This is a genomic window from Paenibacillus xylanexedens (genome assembly GCF_017874615.1).
Taxonomy (GTDB): domain Bacteria; phylum Bacillota; class Bacilli; order Paenibacillales; family Paenibacillaceae; genus Paenibacillus; species Paenibacillus xylanexedens.
The window spans coordinates 110,436-131,674 of the sequence record NZ_JAGIKV010000004.1 but is presented as its reverse complement, the minus strand read 5'-3'; the positions used below and the strand labels follow the sequence as shown (position 1 = coordinate 131,674).

General features: G+C 46.2%; 21 protein-coding genes. 20 read left to right on the top strand and 1 reads right to left on the bottom strand.

Translation table 11 applies throughout. The features are described from left to right. Positions 1 to 189: 189 nt before the first annotated feature. The 11 genes from smc to J2Z28_RS06645 all read left to right on the top strand — a co-directional run bounded on the left by smc (position 190) and on the right by J2Z28_RS06645 (position 11,856). Positions 190 to 3,759 (top strand): chromosome segregation protein SMC, encoded by a 3,570-nt coding sequence (gene smc / locus J2Z28_RS06695; protein WP_211081672.1) that lies wholly within the window; start codon positions 190 to 192, stop codon positions 3,757 to 3,759. A 108-nt stretch (positions 3,760 to 3,867) separates the two neighbouring features. Beyond that, positions 3,868 to 4,881, top strand: coding sequence for a signal recognition particle-docking protein FtsY (gene ftsY, locus J2Z28_RS06690; protein ID WP_211081671.1), 1,014 nt, complete (start codon positions 3,868 to 3,870; stop codon positions 4,879 to 4,881). A gap of 146 nt (positions 4,882 to 5,027) precedes the next feature. Further along, positions 5,028 to 5,675 (top strand): PAQR family membrane homeostasis protein TrhA, encoded by a 648-nt coding sequence (gene trhA, locus J2Z28_RS06685; protein ID WP_211081670.1) that lies wholly within the window; start codon positions 5,028 to 5,030, stop codon positions 5,673 to 5,675. A gap of 262 nt (positions 5,676 to 5,937) precedes the next feature. After that, complete coding sequence (gene ylxM / locus J2Z28_RS06680; protein ID WP_017689221.1) at positions 5,938 to 6,288, top strand: YlxM family DNA-binding protein; 351 nt, start codon at positions 5,938 to 5,940, stop codon at positions 6,286 to 6,288. A 62-nt stretch (positions 6,289 to 6,350) separates the two neighbouring features. Then, positions 6,351 to 7,730: a signal recognition particle protein gene (gene ffh / locus J2Z28_RS06675; protein ID WP_017689220.1), complete on the top strand. Its 1,380-nt coding sequence runs from the start codon at positions 6,351 to 6,353 to the stop codon at positions 7,728 to 7,730. A 52-nt stretch (positions 7,731 to 7,782) separates the two neighbouring features. After that, positions 7,783 to 8,055 (top strand): 30S ribosomal protein S16, encoded by a 273-nt coding sequence (rpsP, locus tag J2Z28_RS06670; RefSeq protein ID WP_017689219.1) that lies wholly within the window; start codon positions 7,783 to 7,785, stop codon positions 8,053 to 8,055. A gap of 23 nt (positions 8,056 to 8,078) precedes the next feature. After that, positions 8,079 to 8,309: a KH domain-containing protein gene (locus tag J2Z28_RS06665; protein WP_017689218.1), complete on the top strand. Its 231-nt coding sequence runs from the start codon at positions 8,079 to 8,081 to the stop codon at positions 8,307 to 8,309. 301 nt (positions 8,310 to 8,610) lie between these two features. After that, the gene (rimM, locus tag J2Z28_RS06660; RefSeq protein ID WP_211081669.1) at positions 8,611 to 9,123 is read left to right on the top strand and encodes a ribosome maturation factor RimM; all 513 of its coding nucleotides are present in this window, start codon (positions 8,611 to 8,613) and stop codon (positions 9,121 to 9,123) included. A gap of 1 nt (position 9,124) precedes the next feature. Then, entirely contained in the window at positions 9,125 to 9,892 is a 768-nt protein-coding gene (trmD, locus tag J2Z28_RS06655) for a tRNA (guanosine(37)-N1)-methyltransferase TrmD (protein WP_211081668.1), read from the top strand. 187 nt (positions 9,893 to 10,079) lie between these two features. Next, on the top strand, positions 10,080 to 10,454 hold the full coding sequence (locus J2Z28_RS06650) for a VOC family protein (protein ID WP_211081667.1): 375 nt from the start codon (positions 10,080 to 10,082) through the stop codon (positions 10,452 to 10,454). Positions 10,455 to 10,608: 154 nt separating this feature from the next. Continuing rightward, the gene (locus tag J2Z28_RS06645) at positions 10,609 to 11,856 is read left to right on the top strand and encodes a hypothetical protein (RefSeq protein WP_211081666.1); all 1,248 of its coding nucleotides are present in this window, start codon (positions 10,609 to 10,611) and stop codon (positions 11,854 to 11,856) included. Between the two features lie 3 nt (positions 11,857 to 11,859). Here J2Z28_RS06645 and J2Z28_RS06640 read toward each other — a convergent pair whose 3' ends face one another. After that, positions 11,860 to 12,825, bottom strand: coding sequence for a polysaccharide deacetylase family protein (locus J2Z28_RS06640; protein WP_211081665.1), 966 nt, complete (start codon positions 12,823 to 12,825; stop codon positions 11,860 to 11,862). Between the two features lie 349 nt (positions 12,826 to 13,174). Between J2Z28_RS06640 and rplS the strand changes: the two genes are divergently transcribed. From rplS to J2Z28_RS06595, 9 genes are all read left to right on the top strand, one after another. Beyond that, positions 13,175 to 13,516, top strand: a complete 342-nt coding sequence (rplS, locus tag J2Z28_RS06635; protein ID WP_017689212.1) for a 50S ribosomal protein L19 — start codon at positions 13,175 to 13,177, stop codon at positions 13,514 to 13,516. Positions 13,517 to 13,820: 304 nt separating this feature from the next. Continuing rightward, positions 13,821 to 14,441 carry a signal peptidase I gene (lepB, locus tag J2Z28_RS06630; protein ID WP_211081664.1) on the top strand — a complete coding sequence of 207 codons (621 nt, stop codon included), beginning with the start codon at positions 13,821 to 13,823 and terminating at the stop codon, positions 14,439 to 14,441. 30 nt (positions 14,442 to 14,471) lie between these two features. Then, positions 14,472 to 15,335, top strand: a complete 864-nt coding sequence (ylqF, locus tag J2Z28_RS06625; RefSeq protein WP_211081663.1) for a ribosome biogenesis GTPase YlqF — start codon at positions 14,472 to 14,474, stop codon at positions 15,333 to 15,335. A gap of 462 nt (positions 15,336 to 15,797) precedes the next feature. Continuing rightward, positions 15,798 to 16,499 (top strand): ribonuclease HII, encoded by a 702-nt coding sequence (locus tag J2Z28_RS06620; RefSeq protein WP_244988144.1) that lies wholly within the window; start codon positions 15,798 to 15,800, stop codon positions 16,497 to 16,499. A 31-nt stretch (positions 16,500 to 16,530) separates the two neighbouring features. Continuing rightward, positions 16,531 to 18,591, top strand: coding sequence for a DNA ligase (locus J2Z28_RS06615; RefSeq protein WP_211081662.1), 2,061 nt, complete (start codon positions 16,531 to 16,533; stop codon positions 18,589 to 18,591). Then, positions 18,588 to 18,899, top strand: a complete 312-nt coding sequence (locus J2Z28_RS06610; protein WP_036609395.1) for an EscU/YscU/HrcU family type III secretion system export apparatus switch protein — start codon at positions 18,588 to 18,590, stop codon at positions 18,897 to 18,899. Before J2Z28_RS06615 ends, J2Z28_RS06610 begins: the two co-directional genes overlap by 4 nt. Further along, positions 18,893 to 19,291, top strand: a complete 399-nt coding sequence (locus J2Z28_RS06605) for a YraN family protein (protein WP_100529387.1) — start codon at positions 18,893 to 18,895, stop codon at positions 19,289 to 19,291. The genes J2Z28_RS06610 and J2Z28_RS06605 overlap by 7 nt, the downstream gene beginning before the upstream one ends. Positions 19,292 to 19,482: 191 nt before the next feature. After that, the gene (locus J2Z28_RS31635; protein WP_342357478.1) at positions 19,483 to 19,773 is read left to right on the top strand and encodes a paeninodin family lasso peptide; all 291 of its coding nucleotides are present in this window, start codon (positions 19,483 to 19,485) and stop codon (positions 19,771 to 19,773) included. A 60-nt stretch (positions 19,774 to 19,833) separates the two neighbouring features. Further along, the gene (locus tag J2Z28_RS06595; protein ID WP_211081661.1) at positions 19,834 to 21,030 is read left to right on the top strand and encodes a carboxypeptidase-like regulatory domain-containing protein; all 1,197 of its coding nucleotides are present in this window, start codon (positions 19,834 to 19,836) and stop codon (positions 21,028 to 21,030) included. The last annotated feature ends 209 nt before the right edge of the window (positions 21,031 to 21,239 follow it).

The following is a 21,239-nucleotide window of genomic DNA, read 5'->3' as shown; positions in this document are numbered from 1 at the left end:
GGAAGCATATGCTCCGCATTTATCAACGGATTTTTCCCTTGGATAAGGGAATCAAGAAAATCTGGGGATAAGGGCGATCGGAGGATGGTACTGCAATCGAAGTAGTCATGTGTAATGACAATAGTTCAATTTATTTAGGCGCTGGAATGCAATACTTGAAATTTGCAAGAGGAGGTGACGAGAAACCCTATGTTTTTAAAACGGATTGAATTGGGTGGATTCAAGTCATTCGCCGACAAAACGGAGATGGAGTTCGTTCGTGGCATTACGGCTGTTGTAGGTCCGAACGGAAGTGGAAAGAGTAATATATCGGACGGAATTCGCTGGGTTCTGGGGGAACAAAGTGCTAAGTCGCTGCGTGGTGGCAAAATGGAAGATATCATCTTTGCAGGCAGTGACGCACGGAAAGCCGTTAATTTCGGTGAGGTGTCGCTAACGCTTGATAACGAGGATCACGCACTTGCATTGGATTTCGGTGAGGTGACGGTGACTCGTCGTGTACATCGCAGCGGAGATAGTGAATATTTTATTAACAAACAATCTTGTCGTTTGAAGGATATCACGGAGTTGTTTATGGATACCGGCATCGGTAAGGAAGCCTACTCGATTATTGGACAGGGGCGAATCGAAGAGATTCTCAGTACCCGTTCAGAGGATCGCAGAGGTATCTTTGAAGAAGCTTCAGGTATCGTTAAATATAAATCCCGCAAGCGGGATGCGACGCGCAAACTGGATGAGACAGAGCAGAATTTGCTGCGTATTCATGATCTGGTGACTGAACTGGAAGATCAGATTGGACCGCTAAAGGAACAATCAGAGAAAGCGATCCACTATAAGGAACTTCGTTCACGGCTCAAATCGCAAGAGATCTCCATGTATGTGTACCAGATCGAACAGATTCATGCTTCCTGGAGTAAGGCAAACGAGCGCTTGCAATCGCTAAAACAGGAAGAGGTTGGACTCGCAGCGATTGTCTCTACGCATGATGCCAAGCTGGAAAATGATCGGAATGCGCTGCGTATTCTGGAAACAGAGACAGAGCAACTGCAAGCCGCTTTATTACAATTCAGTGAAGCGACGGAGAAAAGTGAAGGGCTTGGAGAATTGCTCAAGGAGCGCTCCCACCATCTGCTAACGAATCAGGAGCAGCTCAAAGTAACGCTTGCCGCCAGTGAAGAGAGACATCGCGAACGGGAAACCGAGCTGCTTGCACTGCGTGAGAAGTTTGGCAAGCTTGAGCATGAACTGAATGATGTGAGAAATCAGTTGTCCCAGGAAGAAGCCAAACTCATCGGTGTTACAGGTGGCATTAGTCAACAGCAAGAGGAAAGCCTCAAAGGCAATTTGCTGGAACTGATGAATCAGATGGCTCAGACACGCAATGAAATTCGTTATGTGGATCAGCAGAAAGAAACGCTGGAGCGCAGAATGAATCGCGCGGCTGAAGAATCAGGCAAATGGGAAGATCAGAAGGAGACACTGGAGAGTCGCAAAGCGGACATTGAGAAAAAAGTTGTTCGTTTGGGCAAAGAAATCAGTGATCTACGTGGTGGATACATTACGGAAAGTGAACGACTTCAGTCGCTGCAGAAGCTGCTCGAAGAAAGTCGGGGTACGGTCCGTAAATGGGAACAGAAGCGTGAGGCTCAAGTTTCCCGCCGCGATACGATGAAAGAGATGCAGGATGATTTTGACGGATTCATGCTGGGTGTCAAGGAAGTCCTCAAAGCTTCGCGTAAAGGTACGCTGAGCGGTGTTCATGGAGCTGTAGCTGAACTTGTTAAAGTTCCCGAGAAGATCGAACTTGCAGTTGAAACAGCAATGGGAGCATCCTTGCAGCATGTGGTCATGGAAAATGAATCAGTTTCCAGACAGGCAATCGCTTTCCTGAAGCAACGTCAGTTGGGGCGTGCAACGTTCCTGCCTTTGGATGTCATTCGTCCTCGTGCCATTGGAGCGGCTGAACGTTCCATGATCGAAGGTATGGAGGGTTTTGTGGGGATCGGTGCTGATCTTGTACAATTCGAATCCAAATATGCTTCAATCATTGGCAGCTTGCTCGGTAATGTTATTATTGCCGAAACGCTGGAGGTTGCCAATAAAATTGCGGCTCGCTGTCAGTATCGTTTCCGGGTTGTGACACTCGAAGGTGACGTGGTCAATGCGGGTGGTTCCATGACAGGTGGTAGCCAGCACAAGAAAAATGTGAGTCTGCTCAGTCGGAAACGGCAGCTGGACCAGCTCGACCAAGATATTTTGGATACCGAAAATCAGATCGTGAAACTGCATCGCAGTGTGGATGATGTAAAAGTTCAACTGGAGCAGTGTCAGGACAAACTGGATGAACTTCGTCAGTCCGGTGATGATACCCGAAATGCAGAACAGCAGGCTTCGATGGAAATGAAACAGGTAGAGCATGAGCTTCGCCATGTGCTTGAACAGGTTGCCGTTGCCGGGCAGGAGAAGAGCGGCTTTACCGAAGAGATCAAAGAGCTGGATACGGCTCGCATCGTCGCTGTGAAGAAGCTGGAGCAGCTTGAAGAGGAAGAAAAAGCGACTCATCGTGCCATTCATGCAGCTGAGTTTGCTCGGAAAGCCAATGAATCCGCGAAGGAAGAATTGCAGAGCCAACTCACCGACTTGAAAGTGCGCGAAGGCAAGCTTGATCAGGAGCGATTTTCCAATGGGGAACAATTGCGACGTCTGGAGCGGGAAGTGGAGTCGCTGGTGAAAGATCTTCGTCAGAATCGTACGTTGCTTGCTTCGATGGAAGCAGATCTCAAGAAAACACAGACCGAGAGTGTTAAGCAGATTGAAGATCTGAACCAGTACAAACTGAAAAAAGCGGAAGCTTCCCAAGAGCTGGACTTCAAGCGTGCCGCCCGAAGTGAGTTGTCGAAAAAGCTTGAGCTTGCCGAGAGCGAAACGAAGGAACAACGCACACAGTTGAAAGCCGTGGAAGAGCAGATGCGACAGACGGAAATCTCCGTGAACCGACTGGATGTTGAGCTGGAGAATATACTGCGGAAGCTGACGGATGAATACGAACTGGGCTATGAACTGGCCAAAGAGCGTTATCCTGTGCCGGAAGATGTGGAGCATACACAGGCAGAGGTACAGAAGCTGAAGCGCAGTATATCTGCCCTTGGTGATGTTAACCTGGGAGCGATTGAGGAGTTCCAGCGGGTCAATGAGCGATACGAGTTCCTGAGTGTACAGAAGAATGACCTGGTGGAAGCTAAAACAACGTTGTATCAGGTGATTCGGGAAATGGAAGACGAGATGGCGAAGCGATTCAAGATCACGTTTGATGCCATCCGCCGTGAGTTCGGTACCGTGTTTAGCAAGCTGTTTGGTGGGGGACGTGCTGACCTTGTTCTGATGGACCCGGAACGCTTGCTTGAAACGGGAATAGATATCGTGGCTCAGCCACCAGGCAAGAAACTGCAAAACCTGCAACTGTTATCCGGTGGGGAGCGGGCTTTGACGGCGATGGCTTTATTATTTGCTATTCTGCATGTCAAACCGGTACCATTTTGCGTGTTGGATGAAGTTGAGGCAGCGCTGGACGAAGCTAACGTGGTACGTTTTGCCCAGTACTTGCGTGAATTCTCCGAACAGACACAGTTTATCGTTGTTACCCATCGTAAAGGTACGATGGAAGAGGCAGATGTGCTGTACGGTGTTACAATGGAAGAGGGCGGAGTATCCAAGCTCGTTTCGGTTAAACTGGAAGATGAGGAAGCAGTAATTGCCTGATCTGATTCAAACCTGAGAGACAAACGAACTCATTGTAATCATTGAAAATCATTCAGATTGAGCATTTTTGCAAAAGCGCTTAGATTATGTACACGATGGAGGGGCTTTATGAGTTTTTTTAAAAAGCTTAGAGACAGCATTGCAAGCAAAACGGAGTCGGTCACCAAACAGTTCAAGGATGGATTGGAAAAGACACGTAAAGGGTTAGTGGAAAAAGTGTCGGATCTCGTAATCCGCCGCAAAAAAATCGATGAAGAGTTCTATGAAGAACTGGAAGAGATTTTGATCGGAGCAGACGTTGGTGTGAATACAGTCATGAATCTGATCGAAGACCTGCGCGTTGAGGTGAAAAAACGCAAAATTGAGGATGCGGCTGAGCTGCAGCCTGTATTGTCCGAGAAACTGACGGGTCTTCTTCGCGGTGAACAGAATAACGAATTGAAAATGAACCCGGATGGCATTACCGTTATTTTGTTCGTTGGTGTTAACGGTGTTGGTAAAACAACAACGATTGGCAAGCTGGCACATCGCTTCAAACAGCAAGGTAAAAAGGTAATTGTGGCAGCAGGAGATACGTTCCGTGCCGGAGCCATTGAACAGCTGGAAGTATGGGGGCAACGTGCCGGTGTCGATGTTATCAAACAGCAATCTGGTTCTGATCCAGCAGCGGTTATGTATGATGCGGTACAGGCAGCGAAACAACGGGGTGCGGATGTTCTGCTCTGTGATACAGCAGGTCGTCTGCAAAACAAATCGAACCTGATGGACGAGCTTAACAAGATCTATCGTGTCATTCAGCGTGAAATTCCGGATGCTCCGCATGAAGTACTGATGGTACTGGATGCAACAACAGGTCAAAATGCCTTAAATCAGGCTAAACTTTTCGGTGAGAAAAGCGGTGTAACTGGCCTCGTACTGACGAAACTGGATGGAACAGCTAAAGGCGGGATCGTTGTTGCGATCCGTCAGGAACTGGACTTGCCTGTGAAGCTCGTAGGACTGGGTGAGAAAATTGATGATCTGCAGCCGTTTGACTCGGAGCAATTTGTGCATGCTTTGTTCGCCGGATTAATCCAGGAACAGCCAGCGGAAAGTGCTGAAGAAGAGGAAGCTAATTCCTAGAATCATTAATAATAGAATGAATTAATAATGTTAACCGTATTGCCAGTGATATACGTGATAAGTGTCACGTGTAATGTCACTGGCAATACGTGTATAATGGAGGAATAAAGAAGGCAATGTTAAAGGGTTAGAAAGGACGGTTGAAAATGGCCAATACGTATACCTATTCTCGCCGTGAAGAAGTCGCCAATGCGGTGACACATGGAATCGGCGCTGCACTCAGTGTAGCTGCACTGGTGATATTGATTGTATTTTCAAGTATGAAAGGCACAGCTTGGCATGTGGTCAGTTTCACGATCTACGGGATCACCATGTTACTGCTCTATACAAGCTCTACACTCGTGCATGCATGGAAAGATGGAAAAGTGAAAGATTTATTTGAGATTTTCGACCATTCTTCCATTTATTTGTTTATCGCGGGATCGTACACCCCGCTTTTGTTTATTGCTGTTCGCGGTACACTTGGATGGGCCCTGTTCGGTATAATCTGGGGAATCGCATTATTCGGCGTGATCTTTAAGGCATTTTTTACGAAAAAATTTCTATTCATGTCCACGATTTTCTATATTGCGATGGGCTGGCTGATCGTTATTGCCTGGCAACCTCTTATGGCTGCCATTCCTACAGGCGGCATTGTGCTGCTGGTTGCTGGAGGCCTGATGTATACACTGGGTACGCTCTTTTATGTATGGCGTGGATTTCCGTACCACCATGCGATTTGGCATCTCTTTGTGTTAGCAGGCAGTATTCTTCATTTCTTTATGGTACTGCTGTACCTGACACCACTTCGTTAGAACACCATAGACGGATGCATCTCCACGGACTGAGACGCATTCGTTTTTTCTTCTACATAGAGGCGGGTCGCAGCGATACAGATCGAATTTGCTTGTAGTGAAAAAGGGCATAAACCACCCGTTAAACATCGAAATAACATATCATGAGAGCTGTTTTTATTGTGACAAGTATTTTTGCTTGACAACCTGATTTGTTTTAGGTATTATTAGGAACGTTGCAAGAGTGTAAAGTGTTTTTCCTTGACGAAGGGAGTGCCCCGATGTGAGTCAAGAAAATCGGCTTGAGAAGACAAACCGGATTAACTTGCTGTTTGCTTTTTATGAATTGTTACTTACCGAGAAACAGCAGACTTTTCTAAAGTATTACTTTCATGACGATTTCTCGCTTGGTGAAATTGCAGCCGAGTTTGAGATCAGCCGCCAGGCGGTATACGAGCATATTAAGCGTGCCGAACAAGTGCTGGAAAATTACGAAAGCAAGCTGGGCTTGCTGGAAAAGCATGAACGGCGTAATCGCAATCTTGAAGATTTGCAAAATGCATTGGAACGCGCAGGCGTCTCCATTGATAACAACAAACAAATACACGATATCGTTGCTCAGCTTAGTGAATGAAAATTGGCCGAGCGGAACGTATCGGTCTTGAAAACAGTATTAAAGCTTAAGGAGGTGGGATCATGGCATTTGAAGGATTAACGACCCGATTACAGAATGTGTTCAGCAAGCTGCGCGGCAAAGGCAAGGTGTCTGATGAAGATGTAGCCGAGGCTATGCGCGAGGTACGTCTGGCATTGCTCGAAGCGGATGTAAACTTCAAAGTGGTCAAGGAATTCATCGCCAAGGTGAAAGAGAAGGCTGTTGGCAAAGAAGTGATGGAGAGCTTCACGCCAGGAATGGTCATCATCGACATCGTTAACAAGGAACTAACGGATTTGATGGGTGGAAGTCAGGCCAAACTGGCTAAAGCGAACAAACCGCCTACGGTGCTGATGATGGTTGGTTTGCAGGGTGCTGGTAAAACAACCACATCGGGTAAACTGGCTAAAATGCTGCAAAAGCAAAACAGCAGACCATTGCTTGTTGCAGGAGATATTTATCGGCCCGCAGCGATCAAACAGTTGCAAGTACTTGGCGAGCAGATCAAAGCGCCGGTATTCACACTGGGAGATCAGACAAGCCCTGTTGAGATCGCACGTCAAGGTCTTCAACATGCGAAGGATAACGGTAATGACTATGTTATTATCGATACAGCTGGACGTCTGCATGTTGATGAAGAACTGATGGAAGAACTTCGCCAGATTCACAGCGTAGTGAATCCGGATGAAGTACTGCTTGTCGTAGACAGCATGACAGGTCAGGATGCGGTTAACGTAGCAGAACACTTTAACCAGCAGCTTAATCTGACAGGGGTTGTCCTGACGAAGCTGGATGGCGACACTCGTGGTGGTGCTGCGCTTTCTGTCAAAGCAGTTACGGGTTGTCCAATCAAGTTTGCTTCCCTTGGAGAGAAACTTGACGCTTTGGAGCCGTTCCACCCGGAACGTATGGCTTCACGGATCCTCGGTATGGGTGATATGTTATCTCTGATTGAGAAAGCACAATTAAACATTGATACCGATAAAGCCAAGGAAATGGAACGGAAGATGCGTAATGCAGAATTCACGTTTGAAGATTTCCTGGAGCAGATGGATCAGGTCAAAAAGCTGGGACCAATCGACCAGATCATGGATATGATCCCTGGCATGGGCAAGATGAAACAAGCTAAAGATCTGAAGGTTGATGATAAACAGATGGGCCGGATTGAAGCGATCGTCTACTCTATGACGACCGAAGAGAAACGGAACCCGGACATGATCAACCATAGCCGCCGGAAGCGTATTGCTACGGGTAGCGGAACATCTCTGGCTGAAGTAAATCGTCTGATCAAGCAGTTTGATGAGATGCGCCGCATGATGAAACAGTTCTCGGATATGATGGGACCTAAAGGCGGCGGTAAAAATAAAGCGATGAAGCAGCTTAAAGGTATGGGTAAAGGAATGAAGTTTCCTTTCCGTTGATTAAGCGAAGCTGGATCATATACAGATTTCATTGAAGGAGGTGAATTTTCAAATGGCAGTTCGTATTCGTCTGAAACGTATGGGTGCTCACAAAGCTCCTTTCTACCGCGTAGTGGTATCGGATTCCCGTTCCCCACGTGACGGTCGTTTTATCGAGGAGATCGGTTACTACAACCCGGTTGAACAACCGGCTGTTGTTAAGATCGATGAAGATAAAGCATTGGCATGGCTTCAAAACGGTGCACAAGCATCTGACACTGTCCGCAACTTGCTTAGCAAAGCGGGCGTGATGAAGAAGTTCCACGAGTCTAAATTATCTAAATAAAGTGCTGATTCGGAGGGTCATCTATGGAAGAATTAGTAAGCATAATTGCTAAGGCTTTAGTCGATCATCCGGAAGATGTGACGGTTCGGACGGTTGAGAAAGACCGGCTTGTCGTTTATGAGTTAACTGTTCATCCTGACGATGTCGGGAAGGTAATTGGTAAACAGGGACGAATCGCGAAATCACTTCGTACGGTCGTCACATCAGCAGCAGTTAAGATGGATAAACGGGTTACCGTTGATATCATATCTTAAAGATATACGAAAGGGGGTTAGGATGCATGTCCTAGCCCCTTTTCGTGCATGCTGAACTTAATATGTTGGATTAGATATTGAATTAAAATATTTTTGGGTATGAATGACTTCGGAGCAGTGCAGGGGACGGGATCGATTCTGGAGAAGCGTTAGCGTTCGCCTTTATCACCTCATTTTCACCTTTTAAAGTAAGTTCGAAAAATGAGGGGGTAACAGCGATCGAAAGAACGAACCGTCGCCGGAACGACCATACGAGAGTCGAAGTAGCTGTTTAGTTTGATTTAATATCGTAGGAGGAATTATGGCAGAGTTTATGAATGTAGGTAAAATCGTCAATACGCATGGAATTCGCGGTGAGGTGAGAATCATGCCTTTAACCGATTTCCCGGAAGTGCGTTTCGCGAAAAATGCAGAGTTGTTTTTCTTTACACCAGATAATCATCCCGTCATAGTTAACGTGGAATCTGCACGTTTGCATAAAAATATGTATATTCTTCGTCTGAAAGAGTACGGCAATATTAATGAAGTAGAGAAGTTTAAAGGCGGCATGGCCAAAGTGTTAAAAGAGAACTTGGCTGAGCTGGAGGAAGGTGAATACTACTTCCATCAAATCGTTGGGTGCTCGGTTATCACCGAAGAGGGTGAAACGCTTGGAACCATCTCTGAAATTTTGACTCCGGGTGCCAATGATGTATGGGTTGTCAAAACGCCAGCAGGTAAAGAAGTGCTGATTCCCGTTATTGATGATGTAGTACTTGATGTGGACATCGAACAGCAGCAAGTGAAGATTCACCTGATGGAAGGGCTGCTGTAACATGAAAGTGGATGTATTAACACTATTCCCGGAGATGTTTGATGGCGTATTCGGAGCAAGCATTCTGGGTAAAGCCCAAACGAAGGGGCTGGTGTCCCTCGGTGCAACCAACTTCCGTAATTATGCGACAAATAAGCACAATACGGTCGATGATGCTCCTTACGGTGGGGGTGGAGGCATGGTGCTGAAACCAGATCCGATCTTTGCTGCTGTTGAAGATGTACTGGAGCAACGCGGAGAAGCCGCGGCAACCATGAAAGCTCCACGTATCATTTTAATGTGTCCGCAAGGTGAGACGTTTACACAGAAAAAAGCAGAAGAACTTGTACAGGAAGATCATCTGATTTTTATATGTGGACATTATGAAGGTTACGATGAGCGAATTCGCGAATTTCTCGTGACGGATGAACTATCCATTGGTGATTACGTGCTCACTGGTGGGGAATTGCCTGCTATGGTTGCGATCGACAGCATCGTACGCCTTATTCCCGGTGTGCTTGGCAATGAGACAAGCGCAGTAACCGATTCATTCAGCACTGGACTACTCGAATACCCACACTACACACGACCACCCGAGTTTAGAGGCATGAAAGTACCGGATATGCTGTTGTCAGGACATCACCTGAACATTGAGGCGTGGCGTAGAGAACAGTCGTTGCTTCGTACGCTGGAGCGCAGACCGGAGATGTTGGAAACGGCTGATTTGACGGATAAAGAACGTATTTGGTTGAAAAAGATACGCTCAAACCGTAAAAATAGTACAGAGTAAATATATGCAACGTATAAACACGTAAATATATCTTTTTATAGAGTTTGAAAAAGCCAACCTTGATACCAAAGGTTGGCTTTTCTTATGTGTTTTGTAAAGAAAGCTGGATATTCATTGGGTAATTCTATAAAATGTAGGTATATTTTAAAACCAAGTTTCATTAAGTGAAACAAAAGGCGGTGTGTGAATGACTTACAATATTATTGGTCTTGATCATATTCAGCTCGCAGCACCAGAAGGTTGTGAAGCGGAGGCGCGTCATTTTTTCAATAAAGTTCTGGGCTGGACGGAGATTCCCAAACCTGAAATTCTGAGAAAACGTGGTGGTGTATGGTTCGAGTGTGGCAGACACCAAGTGCATATTGGAGTACAAAAAGATTTTATTCCCGCTACAAAAGCTCATCCGGCATTTCATGTACAACATTTGGATCAGTTGCGTGATCATCTCATTCATAACCAAATTCATATTGTCGATGACGAAGCAAGGGCAGATGAAGGTGTAAGACGTTTTTATATAAATGATCCTTTTGGCAATCGTCTTGAGTTTTTAGAGTGGGCTTAAAATCATTCGTTTAAATCGTTTAATTACGTAGGCACTTTTTTGCAGCTTTGAACATTTTTGCATGACCACATAATAGGGTTGTAAAAAACAGGGGTTTTCTTTATGGTGAACTCAGCTGGATTTGAATAACAACGATAAGCTGAGGAGGAAGATGATGAGCATTCAGCCTTATGAAATCGCCAGACTAAATATTATCCAAGCCGGAGAACGCTGCAAAATGCTTTTAGGAGATCTAAACGGGGATGGCAGACTTGAAATGTTGCTGGTACAGGCAGATGGGGGTATAGACGATCGGTATGTCCCGCATCAGGTATGTTGTTTGACTGCGTTTGATCTGGAAGGAACATTACTATGGCAGGTCGGAACTCCTGATCCCGATGCAGGGGGTCCGGGTTCAGACTATCCCGCTCAGGTCGCAGATTGGGATGGAGATGGAAATAATGAAGTATTGTGTGTGATGGACAAACAATTTCTCGTGTTGGATGGCCGGACCGGAGAGATCAAAGAAACACGTGATCTGCCAGGTGATGAAGCACATGACTGCATTATTCTCGCCAACCTGACGGGTAACCAGCATAGAATGGACATTATACTGAAAGACCGCTATAAGACGTTATGGGCACTTGACCATGATTTTAATTTGTTATGGAAGCATGAGGGGAATCCAGGACATTTTCCATGGGTATATGATATCGATGGAGATGGGAAAGATGAAGTGATGGCCGGATATGACATGCTGGATCATGATGGGATGTTATTATGGTCTTGTCAGAATCTTGATGATCATGCCGATTGTATATGGTTTGGAGATGTTGACGGTGATGGGCAAGTCGAGGTTGTCATTGGTGGCAGTGTTACGGTCATGATGGACCGCTGCGGAAATGAGAAATGGCGTTATGAAGATTCGATTGAATCACAGCATATTGCATTAGGTCATTTTTGTACTGGAATGGAAGGTTTACAGATTGCAGGCCTGGACCGGATTGTCCGAGGGGATGAGCATGGTAAGGATGGAATGTTCATGCTGGATAGCGCTGGGAAAGAAATATGGAAAGAAAACCGCACGACTCGTGGCTGGTTAACCATTATAGAGCCTGTATGTAACTGGGATGAAGGTGGACTCGATTATATTTTGGCGTATCGCCGAGGTGGAGATGTGTTGCCTTCTTTGGTAGATGGAGATATGAAAACGGTTACTGAATTCCCAAAAGAGGGATATGCGGTGCATGCAGACCTAGTTCAGACGGGGAAAGGACAGATCATTATCTATGACGCAGAGGAAGCAGTGATTTATTCCAGCTCTCCGATGACATTATCACTTACCGATGCAAAAAGAGCCAAGCCACAGCTAAAAAGGCTGTATAACTCGACTCTGTATCCGGGCGGTGAAGTTAAAATCTAGGTTTTACTGGTCGTTCTCCGATGCAGATGATTCGTTCTGCGGACTGGATTCGGGTTGAAGCAACGTCGCCAAATCAGTACCTGTCGTGACCGTCAAGCGAGGCAGCTTCATGGGATGATCTCCTGGATGCACAAATCCAGACTTTACGGTAAAAGCCATGCGATATCCATGTTGCTGTAACTTGTAGATCATTTGTGTGCTGGTATAACCAAAAGGATAGGCCAAATAAGGTGTGTCTATTCCGGTTTCTTTTATTTGCTGGATATCATCATCCAGAAGACTGGTGTCCAGACCGACAGGTACGCTGTTCCCACAGCGCATAAATCCCTTATGATGCAGGTTATAGGTATGGCTGTTGAACTCAAATACGTCGGTTGCTGCCTGCATCTCTGGTTTGGAGATGAAACTGTTGATGGCGGGCTCAAATACCGAAGGTTGATCCTGAATTTTACTGCCTATGACAAACAGCGAGGCATGAAAATTATATTTCTGAAGCACAGGGTAAGCTAAAGTATAATTGTTCTGGTATCCATCATCAAAGGTAATTACAATGGACTTCTGTGGTAGGGAAATCTTCCCACTAACATATTGCTCAAGCTGATTCAGTGTAATCGTGCGGTAGCCTTCATCATGCAGGTATTTCATATTTTGCTCAAAATCCTCCAGATTAATGATGGATTTATTATCTGTCTCGTGATTATTCAGTTTGGGCTCTATGTAATGATACATCAGCACAGGAACTTCTGTAGCGGTACCTTGTTCAATCCTAAAGTTAGAACGATCCAGCGCAGATTGGTTAGAGAAGTCAGTGTGTGACAGCTCGAATGCTTTGCGTTTGACTATGTCCCAGGATGTGCAGGCTTTGTGTGACAGTGCATTCGTTGGGTGAGTTACGGCATATGAATATAGTGTAATGGAGCATGTGAGCATGGCGAGTAGGGCAAGTGTGATCTTTTTCCAATATTTCATAAGTCTTGGGATTCTCCTTTTAAAGTGGTCAATAAGTTATATCATAGACGATATTACTACACTGGAAGTTACAGTATTTTTTCCTGTATCAGGTTGACTTGCAGATGAGAGCGTTGATTCACTTTCCATACGGGAGAATGTATTTTAGAATGAAGTTAACATGTGATGGATGAGTTTCAGAGTGGCAGATTAATCAATAGGCATTTGTTTAATTTCTCTTGTGTTTTGATATGCTGCGTGATACAATAAGTCTGTTATGTGGAATACGGCGGTCCTCTATGGATGATGAAGGAGACAAGGTGATCTCTGGAAGAAGTATGAACGCCTGTATGGAAGGAGGGAGTCATAGATGAATATCGTTCAAGCGATTACACAAGAACAACTTCGCAAGGATCTTCCGAGTTTTCGTCCTGGTGACACTTTGAAAGTGCACGTTAAGGTAATCGAGGGAACTCGCGAGCGTATCCAATTGTTCGAAGGTGTTGTGATTAAACGCCGTGGTGGTGGAATCAGTGAGACTTTTACAGTTCGTAAAATTTCTTACGGTGTAGGTGTGGAAAGAGCTTTCCCGCTTCATTCCCCTAAAATCGATAGAATCGAAGTGGCTCGCCGTGGTAAAGTTCGTCGTGCGAAGCTTTATTATCTTCGTGAACTACGCGGTAAAGCAGCGAGAATTAAAGAAATTCGTTAATATAACGGATACCGGGAAGGGCTTGGAGACAAGCCCTTTTCGTTTTTGTCCGGGAAAAGTTGAACCGGAGGTACACTTCCGAGTAAAATGGTATGGCAACACATGCGGGGAATAGTCCGGGAGGCTTGTAAAATCAGTTATTGATAACATTTGAATTGTGGATTAAATGTACTGTAATGCTTGGTGTAAGATTACATAACTGATGTGAATGTTTTGTATCCATCCATTGAGTTATTGGAACGATACAGAATGCTGGATGTGTGTACTGCTATAAACATGTACTGTGAAGAGAGGAAGATCATGAATGGAACAAGAAGTTCAACATGACCGGGGCAATCCTGCCGAAGAGAAAGACAGTCGATCCAAAAAAGCTAAAAATGAAATTGTTGAATGGCTTAAAGCCATTGTTATCGCATTAGTTCTCGTCATTCTCATTCGGTGGTTGCTCTTCAAACCGTTTGTTGTGGACGGTCCGTCCATGCAGCCGAACTTTGAAACGGGTGAACGTGTGATCGTCAACGAAATCTTATATGATATCAGAGAACCGAAGCGCGGTGAAGTTATCGTCTTCCACGTACCAACCGAAGGTCGAGATTTCATTAAACGTGTTATTGCTGTAGAAGGTGATACCGTTGAGGTTCAAGATGATACCGTGATGGTTAACGGTAAAAAGGTTGATGAAACGTATATTCAAGGAGCCATTGATGCAGCTGAAGCAAATGGTGGAACCTATAACGTGAAGGATTTCCCGAATGAACAGTTCCCTGATGGCAAAGTGCCGGCAGGTCATGTGTTTGTAATGGGAGACAACCGTCCAAATAGTACAGACAGCCGTATGATCGGTTATGTTTCGTTAAAAGATATTATTGGTCGTGCAGATGTGATTTTCTGGCCGATCGGTGAGATTAAGTGGATCAACCACTGAAATTGAAGTGAATAATGAGGTGAAGACAAGTTGACGATACAATGGTTTCCAGGTCATATGACTCGAGCCAGACGCCAGATTCAGGATAAGTTAAAGCTCATCGACGTGGTCATCGAACTATTGGATGCCCGTCTGCCTGTCTCCAGCCGTAATCCAATGATTGACGAAATATTGCTGGATAAACCCCGGATGATTTTGTTGAACAAATCGGATTTGGCAGATGCAAAAGTGACGCAAGAATGGATTGAATATTTCAAAAAAGAAGGAATTACCGCTTTTCCTGTAGATGCTTCGACGGGAACCAATGTTAAAGATATTCCCGTGCAGGCCAAGCTTCTTCTTAAAGAAAAAATTGACCGTCAAATTGCTAAAGGGATTAATCCTCGGGCGGTTCGCGGGTTGATCGTAGGGATTCCCAATGTAGGTAAATCAACACTGATTAACCGACTGGCTGGACGGAGTATTGCGTTAACAGGAGATCGTCCTGGTGTGACGAAGGGGCAACAGTGGATCAAGGTAGGCAAAGAAATGGAGTTATTGGATACTCCAGGTATTCTTTGGCCTAAGTTCGAAGATCAAAATGTAGGTTATCGTCTTGCCGTAACTGGTGCGATCAAAGAGGAAATTCTGAATGCAGAGGATATCGCCTTTTTTGGAATTAGTTACCTGATGCGTTATTACTGGGGCGCTTTGGAAGAGAGATACGGACTTCAGGAGTTCTCCAAGGATGCAGATGATTCAGACAGTGTTATTGCGATTATGGAACAAGTCGGCCGTATACGTGGTTGCATTGTAAGCGGTGGACGTATTGATCTGGAAAAGGCATCACGAGCATTTCTGCGTGAACTGCGAGCGGGTAAAATGGGACGTTTCTCTATGGAAGCTCCCTATTAAAAAAATGGACTCTACACGATGGAGATCATTATCTTTATCTGTTCATTTCATATATACAAGTGCCGAAAGAAGCGGCCGTTACCGGATTACCGGGAGCGGTCGTTTTTTGTGTATACAAACGCGGAAGTAGAGCTGGAACATACGTCGAAAACGATAAAATGGAAGAGGTTTGAAGAACAGTACGCTTTATGGAATTGGCTGACCTATATATCAGGTGCATCTAAATCGTGCTATGATAAATGGTGGTGCAATTTAAATTAGACGAGGTCTGATATATTCAATTTAAACCATCAAATACCGATAAATGAAGACATCACTATCTTTATATTGTAAATCTCAAGGAAAAGTTTTGCTGAGAGAGACAGGCTGTACAGAACAAAAGACAGAGTATCTACGTCTATATTATAAAATGTTGTAAGTGATACGCATGCTGAAAAAGCGTGGGTAGAGGAGATGAGCGTTATGGTTGAAAATAATGAAGAGATCGGGTTGAATCTCCTGGATACCCCGATTGGACCAAAGAAGAAAAAAGAAGCCAGTGAACCTCGAGACCTGTTGCTCTACGAGCGGGAGTATTGGGACAGTGGATTTGAACGTATTGCTGGTATTGATGAGGTGGGACGGGGCTGTTTGTTTGGGGATGTTGTCGCAGCGGCGGTTATTTTACCGAAGGATCTCATGCTGGAAGGTGTGAATGACTCCAAGAAATTAACGGAGAAAAAACGTGATGCATTATATGACATCATCATGGAAAAAGCGCTGGCGGTAGGTATCGGGTACGCGGATGCAGAGACAATTGATAGGCTTAACATCAAGCAGGCTGCGAGACTTGCGATGAAACGTGCGGTTGAAGCATTGGGAGAAACTCCTGATTATATGCTGGTGGATGCCGAGAAGGTGGATGTGAATGTACCTCAACTGTCCATCATTAAAGGTGATGCTAATAGTCAATCGATCGCAGCGGCATCTATTATTGCCAAGGTAACACGAGATCGGCTGTGTAAGGAAGAATGGGATACATTATATCCGGAATATGGTTTGTCGATACATAAAGGATATGCAACAAAAGTTCATCGGGAGCAAATTATGGCATTGGGGGCAACCCCGATGCATCGGCGCAGTTTTCTGGGCAACCTGCTTGGAGAGCAGCAATCTTTGTTTTAAACACAGGTTTGAAGAAAGGAGGGGGAGAGATTTGAATATCGGTTCCATGATAAAGGGGTTAATGGGAGATAGTAAGCCCGGCAATGCCAAACCGCTTGAATTAAAGGAAGGTCAGGTGGTTCGTGGCTCCGTCGTTAGTGTATCCGATGATGGGGGAGAAGCAGTTCTGCAGATTCAAGGTGTGCAAGTGCGCGCCAAGTTGGAGACTCCACTCCGTCCGGGTGAGACCACGTTGCTTCAAGTACAGCCTCCAGGTGAAAATGGCATAACGGTAATGAAACCTATGTCGGGAACACTCGCAGAGCTGCCACAAGCTTCGCTGAACAACCTGCTTAAGGATGTGGGACTGCCGGATACAAAAGGGAACCGGGAACTGTTACTTGCCATGCAGCGTAGCGGAGTGCCGCTCACGAAGGATAATGTGGCTATGGTCCAGAATATGATGACAGCTAAACCTGCACAGGTCCCTGTGGAAGAATGGGTGCAGGCGACAGGGATTGCTTTTCAGCGTGGCCTTCCGGTTACGGCGGAAACAGTAAAAGGATTACACCAGACGGTGTTTGGCCCCCCTCTGCACCAGTTGTTAAGCGGGTTGGCTGACCAGTTGGAAACGATGCTTACTCAAACAACAGGTAAACCGGTATTGTCTGGAGAACAATCTGCAACGTTGAAACCAGCAGTCGTGGCTGGCGCACCTGTTGTACCGAATGCTTCACAGACGGAAGAAGGATTGGCTGCATCAGGCAATGGTCGTCAGGTGACTGGAACCGGAACGCCTGCTTTGTCAACGCAACAAGGACAAGCGGCATTGGCAGGATCTATATCCATGACGGATGGCGGGGCAGAGGATGCAGGTACTGCGGTGAAAGGAAACGTGCAGACCGGCGGAGGCACAGGAAATGCTGAAGCCGGGGCCAAGGCAGTTGTAAGCAACGTTGAAACGGCTGGCAAAGGAGGGGGTGGGGGTATTCCGTCTGGAACCGGAATACCTGGCGAGAGCCCGCGCGGGGCTGACGCGGGGCAAGCTGGGAGCCGCCCGGGTACACCGGGGGCGGCAGCAGAATCTGTGGCTGGCCGTGCAAGTGCAGGCCAGCCTGAAACAGGCGCGGCCGGGCGGACTGACGGCCGCGCTGAAACGCCTGCTGCTGCGGGGACATCGTCCGCAGCAGGCCAGGCGGCGCCAGCAGCGCCTACGGCAGCGCAGCTGGCGCCCAAGCTGCTGGCGCTGCTGGACGCCCTGCGCAGCGCGTCCACTGCCGCACCGGCACAGCCTGGTGCGGCAGCACAGGCCGCCCCTGCATCGCAGGGCGGCCAGGCGGCTGCGGCTGCCGGAGGCGTGCCGCAGCCGTTGCCAGCCGGCGCTGATGCGCCGCCGGCTGGCGGTAGTGCCACAGCACCTGCGGGAGCTGCGGCAGTGCCCGCGCCTGTCACCCACGAGGGGGACCCGTGGGTGGGGCGCGTGCTGAAGCTGCTCGGTGCGGAGCACGAGCAGCAGGCCGTTCACGGCGCGGCAGTGCAGCCGCGCGTGGGGGATGTGGCGAGTCCGGCAAATGCGGACACGCTGAAGGGCTTGCTGCTTCAGCTTGCCAGCAGCGAAGGTGCACCGGCGGCGCTTAAGGATGCCGCCGGACAGGCGGTGCAATATCTGACAGGTCAGCAGTTATTGCTAACAACAGATCGCAGTGCTACATTTGCACAGATGCACTGGTTTATTCCGATCACTGGACCGGACGGGGAAGAAACGGCGTCTGTTCAGATTCAGTCTCGCAGAGGTCAACGTGGGGAACTGGATGCCTCCAATTGCCGGCTATGGTTTGATCTGGACATGAAAAGTCTTGGGCCCACACTGGTAGATGTCCATGTGGTTAATAACATTGTCAGTCTGCGTGTATTGAATGATCGCGAAGGAATGGGACCGCTCCTGGAGAGTGGACGAGAGGTAATCCATCAGGCATTGGACAAGCTGGGCTATCAACTGCTGACCTTCAAGGCGGAACCGTGGCCTGCGGGCCAGGAGCCGGGCGCGGAACGAAAAACGAGGGCCTCGGACTATAGTCCTGAACGATACAAAGGGGTGGACTTGAAGGTATGAAAGACGAGTCGTCACAACCGGACCTGCTTTCCAAAAAGGCGGTTGCCCTGAAATATGTCCCTGGAGAAAGCGAAGCACCTGTTGTTGTAGCCAAGGGGCGCGGCAAAGTGGCAGAAGCCATTCTGGATAAAGCCAGAGAAAATGGGGTAGCTGTTCAGGAGGATGCAGCACTTGTGGAGGTGCTCTCCAAGTTGGATCTGGATGAACAGATTCCAGCTGAGCTGTATCAACTGGTCGCAGAGGTGCTAACGTATGTCTACCGTGCAGATCGAATGGCCTCAGGACGTGAGGAAAATGAGTCATGGTAGAACGTAGATTGGGTCAGGAGCCAGGATTAAAGCTCACACGACAGCAGAAAGGCCGATTAGGTGAAGAGGCTGCTTGTCAATGGTTGCGAGAGCACGATTATCGGATCATTAGACAGAACTGGCGTTGCCGTAGCGGTGAGATTGACATCATTGCTTCCTGCGAGGGCCTGATTGTCTTTGTGGAAGTAAGAAGCAGAAGTGGAGCCGCTCAGTACGGTACACCTCAGGAATCGGTTGATATGCGTAAAATGCAGCAGGTACGTTCAACCGCATCCGTATATTTGCAAATGACGGGAGAGACGGAACTTCAGATCCGTTTTGATGTAATTGCCGTAATGCTTGATCAAGCAGGAGAGATTGTCTCTGTGAATCATATTGTTAATGCTTTTTAAGCATGATACTCAAAGTTATTACTGTAATGAGTGATACGAAATGTATCTTTATTTAATGTGAGTCGATCAGTTATTTCGAAGTACAAGTTTAATTATGTCTTATCTTTGCATTCGTTTTAGTTTGAAATTAGTTAATATACTAAAGTCGTAGTTCCTATTTATACAGGAGTTGCGGCTTTTTTGATTTAACTATGAAATCACCAAACAGAGGACAGAGCATCAATAATAAAATCATTTTATTTCAGAAATTTATAGATACAAAATGTATCATTTGTAATAAACTAAGAAAGTTGAAATTTAAAGAGAGGTTGGTGGGATTTATGAAAGAGTTTCAGAATACTTCGAACAACACAGTAAAACAAGTATGGGAGTGCCCTCGAATGGAAGTGCTGGATATCAGCGAGACCATGAACGGTGGACAGGGGATTTGGCAATATGTTTGGGACGGAGAATTCTGGAAGCTTGAACTTATGGTCAGTTAATTTAAGAGGCTAAAGAGGAATGTTTGATCAATAAAATAAATGGTGAGGTGTAGTGAGAAGATGCAGACAAGTATCAAATGGATCATTCGACTAAGCACACTATCTTTATGTTTCATTTTGTTTGGAATCATGTATTCCGGAGTTTCTTATGCAGCCGATCCGTCTAACCAGGCAAGTGTATCAGGTAAAGTTATTGATCGTCAGGGATTACCTGTCAAGGACGCTACTGTCAAGTATTGGCTTAATTATCGTGGGGATACGTCAGAGAAAAGCGTGAAGACGGATGGGAATGGACGGTATCGTATTATAGAGTCCGTTGAAGACAATACGGACATTACTTTTGTAATTGAAGCAGAGGGTTATGTGACGTACAGACACTATGGCTCCTACGGATTGTCCGGTGGAGAGCAAATACAGCTTGATTTTCATATTTATGAGCCCATCACGATTGTAGGAACAGTCAAAGATCAGGCAGGCAGACCTGTTCCAGATGCTCGTATAAAAGTAACAAGTGTCTTTGATCGTATAGTGAAAACTGATCAGCAAGGTCGATATGCGGTTACAGGAATTGATTACGCCTATAATCCGAACATTGCAATATGGGTAGATGCCGATGATTATATGTTATATGAACAGGATCGCTTGAGTGTCCGTGAGGGAGGAACCTTGAGAGTGGATGTTGTTTTGGCAGAGGCGGCACACGTGCGGGGAAAAGTTGTAGATGAGTCGGGCAATCCAGTAAGTGGGGCTAAAGTTAATGCTGGAGGTTCGGCAACAACAGACGCTCAAGGCAACTATTTAATAAAGCGCGTACCAACAGGAGCTAGAACGATAACGGGAGAAGCAACAGGATATTTAAAAACGAGCCTGAGCGTTACTCTTGTAAAAGGAGATCATAATACGTTTAATATCGTACTTAAGAAAGATGCAGATATTACACCTCCAGTAACCAAGTACAGATTAGTTCCTATTACAGATACTGTGAACGGGAAAATATACATCAAAGGATTTACATTCAGACTTCAGGCAACAGACGAAGTCAAAGGTTCGGGCGTAAAAACAACGCAATATCGAATCAATGGGGGAGAATGGAAGAACTATGAAGGACCCGTCAAGTTTTATGCCCCTGATGTCAAGGTGGTAGAGTACTATAGTACAGATGTTGCAGGTAACCAGGAGAAGTACAACAAAATGGATTTTGTTAATGGCACATTTGAAGGTAATGGCACGTTTGAAGGGGAGAGTTACGACGATTGATTACTCGTTGATATGATAGGTGAATCAATAACATGAGAATAAAAGACGGTTCTGACTTTATGATCCCTCGTGGTGAATCAAGATTCAGAGTCGTCTTTTCTGTTCGTAATGACCTTAACGGTAATGATCTCTGCCGCCCCTTTGAATCTCGTGATCAGATGGGTGTATAATCAAGAAGGTAAACTGGTATTTTTTTATGTCACAAAGAA

What these genes read in the sequence shown, in the direction of transcription:
- J2Z28_RS06650 (WP_211081667.1), top strand. Translation starts at nt 10,080, where the DNA reads ATGACTTACAATATTATTGGTCTTGATCATATTCAGCTCGCAGCACCA.
- rimM (WP_211081669.1), top strand. Translation starts at nt 8,611, where the DNA reads ATGGCAGAGTTTATGAATGTAGGTAAAATCGTCAATACGCATGGAATT.
- J2Z28_RS06620 (WP_244988144.1), top strand. Translation starts at nt 15,798, where the DNA reads ATGGTTGAAAATAATGAAGAGATCGGGTTGAATCTCCTGGATACCCCG.
- J2Z28_RS06640 (WP_211081665.1), bottom strand. Translation starts at nt 12,825, where the DNA reads ATGAAATATTGGAAAAAGATCACACTTGCCCTACTCGCCATGCTCACA.
- rplS (WP_017689212.1), top strand. Translation starts at nt 13,175, where the DNA reads ATGAATATCGTTCAAGCGATTACACAAGAACAACTTCGCAAGGATCTT.
- ftsY (WP_211081671.1), top strand. Translation starts at nt 3,868, where the DNA reads ATGAGTTTTTTTAAAAAGCTTAGAGACAGCATTGCAAGCAAAACGGAG.
- J2Z28_RS06605 (WP_100529387.1), top strand. Translation starts at nt 18,893, where the DNA reads ATGGTAGAACGTAGATTGGGTCAGGAGCCAGGATTAAAGCTCACACGA.
- smc (WP_211081672.1), top strand. Translation starts at nt 190, where the DNA reads ATGTTTTTAAAACGGATTGAATTGGGTGGATTCAAGTCATTCGCCGAC.
- J2Z28_RS06645 (WP_211081666.1), top strand. Translation starts at nt 10,609, where the DNA reads ATGAGCATTCAGCCTTATGAAATCGCCAGACTAAATATTATCCAAGCC.
- J2Z28_RS06595 (WP_211081661.1), top strand. Translation starts at nt 19,834, where the DNA reads ATGCAGACAAGTATCAAATGGATCATTCGACTAAGCACACTATCTTTA.
- J2Z28_RS31635 (WP_342357478.1), top strand. Translation starts at nt 19,483, where the DNA reads ATGAAATCACCAAACAGAGGACAGAGCATCAATAATAAAATCATTTTA.
- trmD (WP_211081668.1), top strand. Translation starts at nt 9,125, where the DNA reads ATGAAAGTGGATGTATTAACACTATTCCCGGAGATGTTTGATGGCGTA.
- ffh (WP_017689220.1), top strand. Translation starts at nt 6,351, where the DNA reads ATGGCATTTGAAGGATTAACGACCCGATTACAGAATGTGTTCAGCAAG.
- rpsP (WP_017689219.1), top strand. Translation starts at nt 7,783, where the DNA reads ATGGCAGTTCGTATTCGTCTGAAACGTATGGGTGCTCACAAAGCTCCT.
- J2Z28_RS06610 (WP_036609395.1), top strand. Translation starts at nt 18,588, where the DNA reads ATGAAAGACGAGTCGTCACAACCGGACCTGCTTTCCAAAAAGGCGGTT.
- lepB (WP_211081664.1), top strand. Translation starts at nt 13,821, where the DNA reads ATGGAACAAGAAGTTCAACATGACCGGGGCAATCCTGCCGAAGAGAAA.
- trhA (WP_211081670.1), top strand. Translation starts at nt 5,028, where the DNA reads ATGGCCAATACGTATACCTATTCTCGCCGTGAAGAAGTCGCCAATGCG.
- J2Z28_RS06665 (WP_017689218.1), top strand. Translation starts at nt 8,079, where the DNA reads ATGGAAGAATTAGTAAGCATAATTGCTAAGGCTTTAGTCGATCATCCG.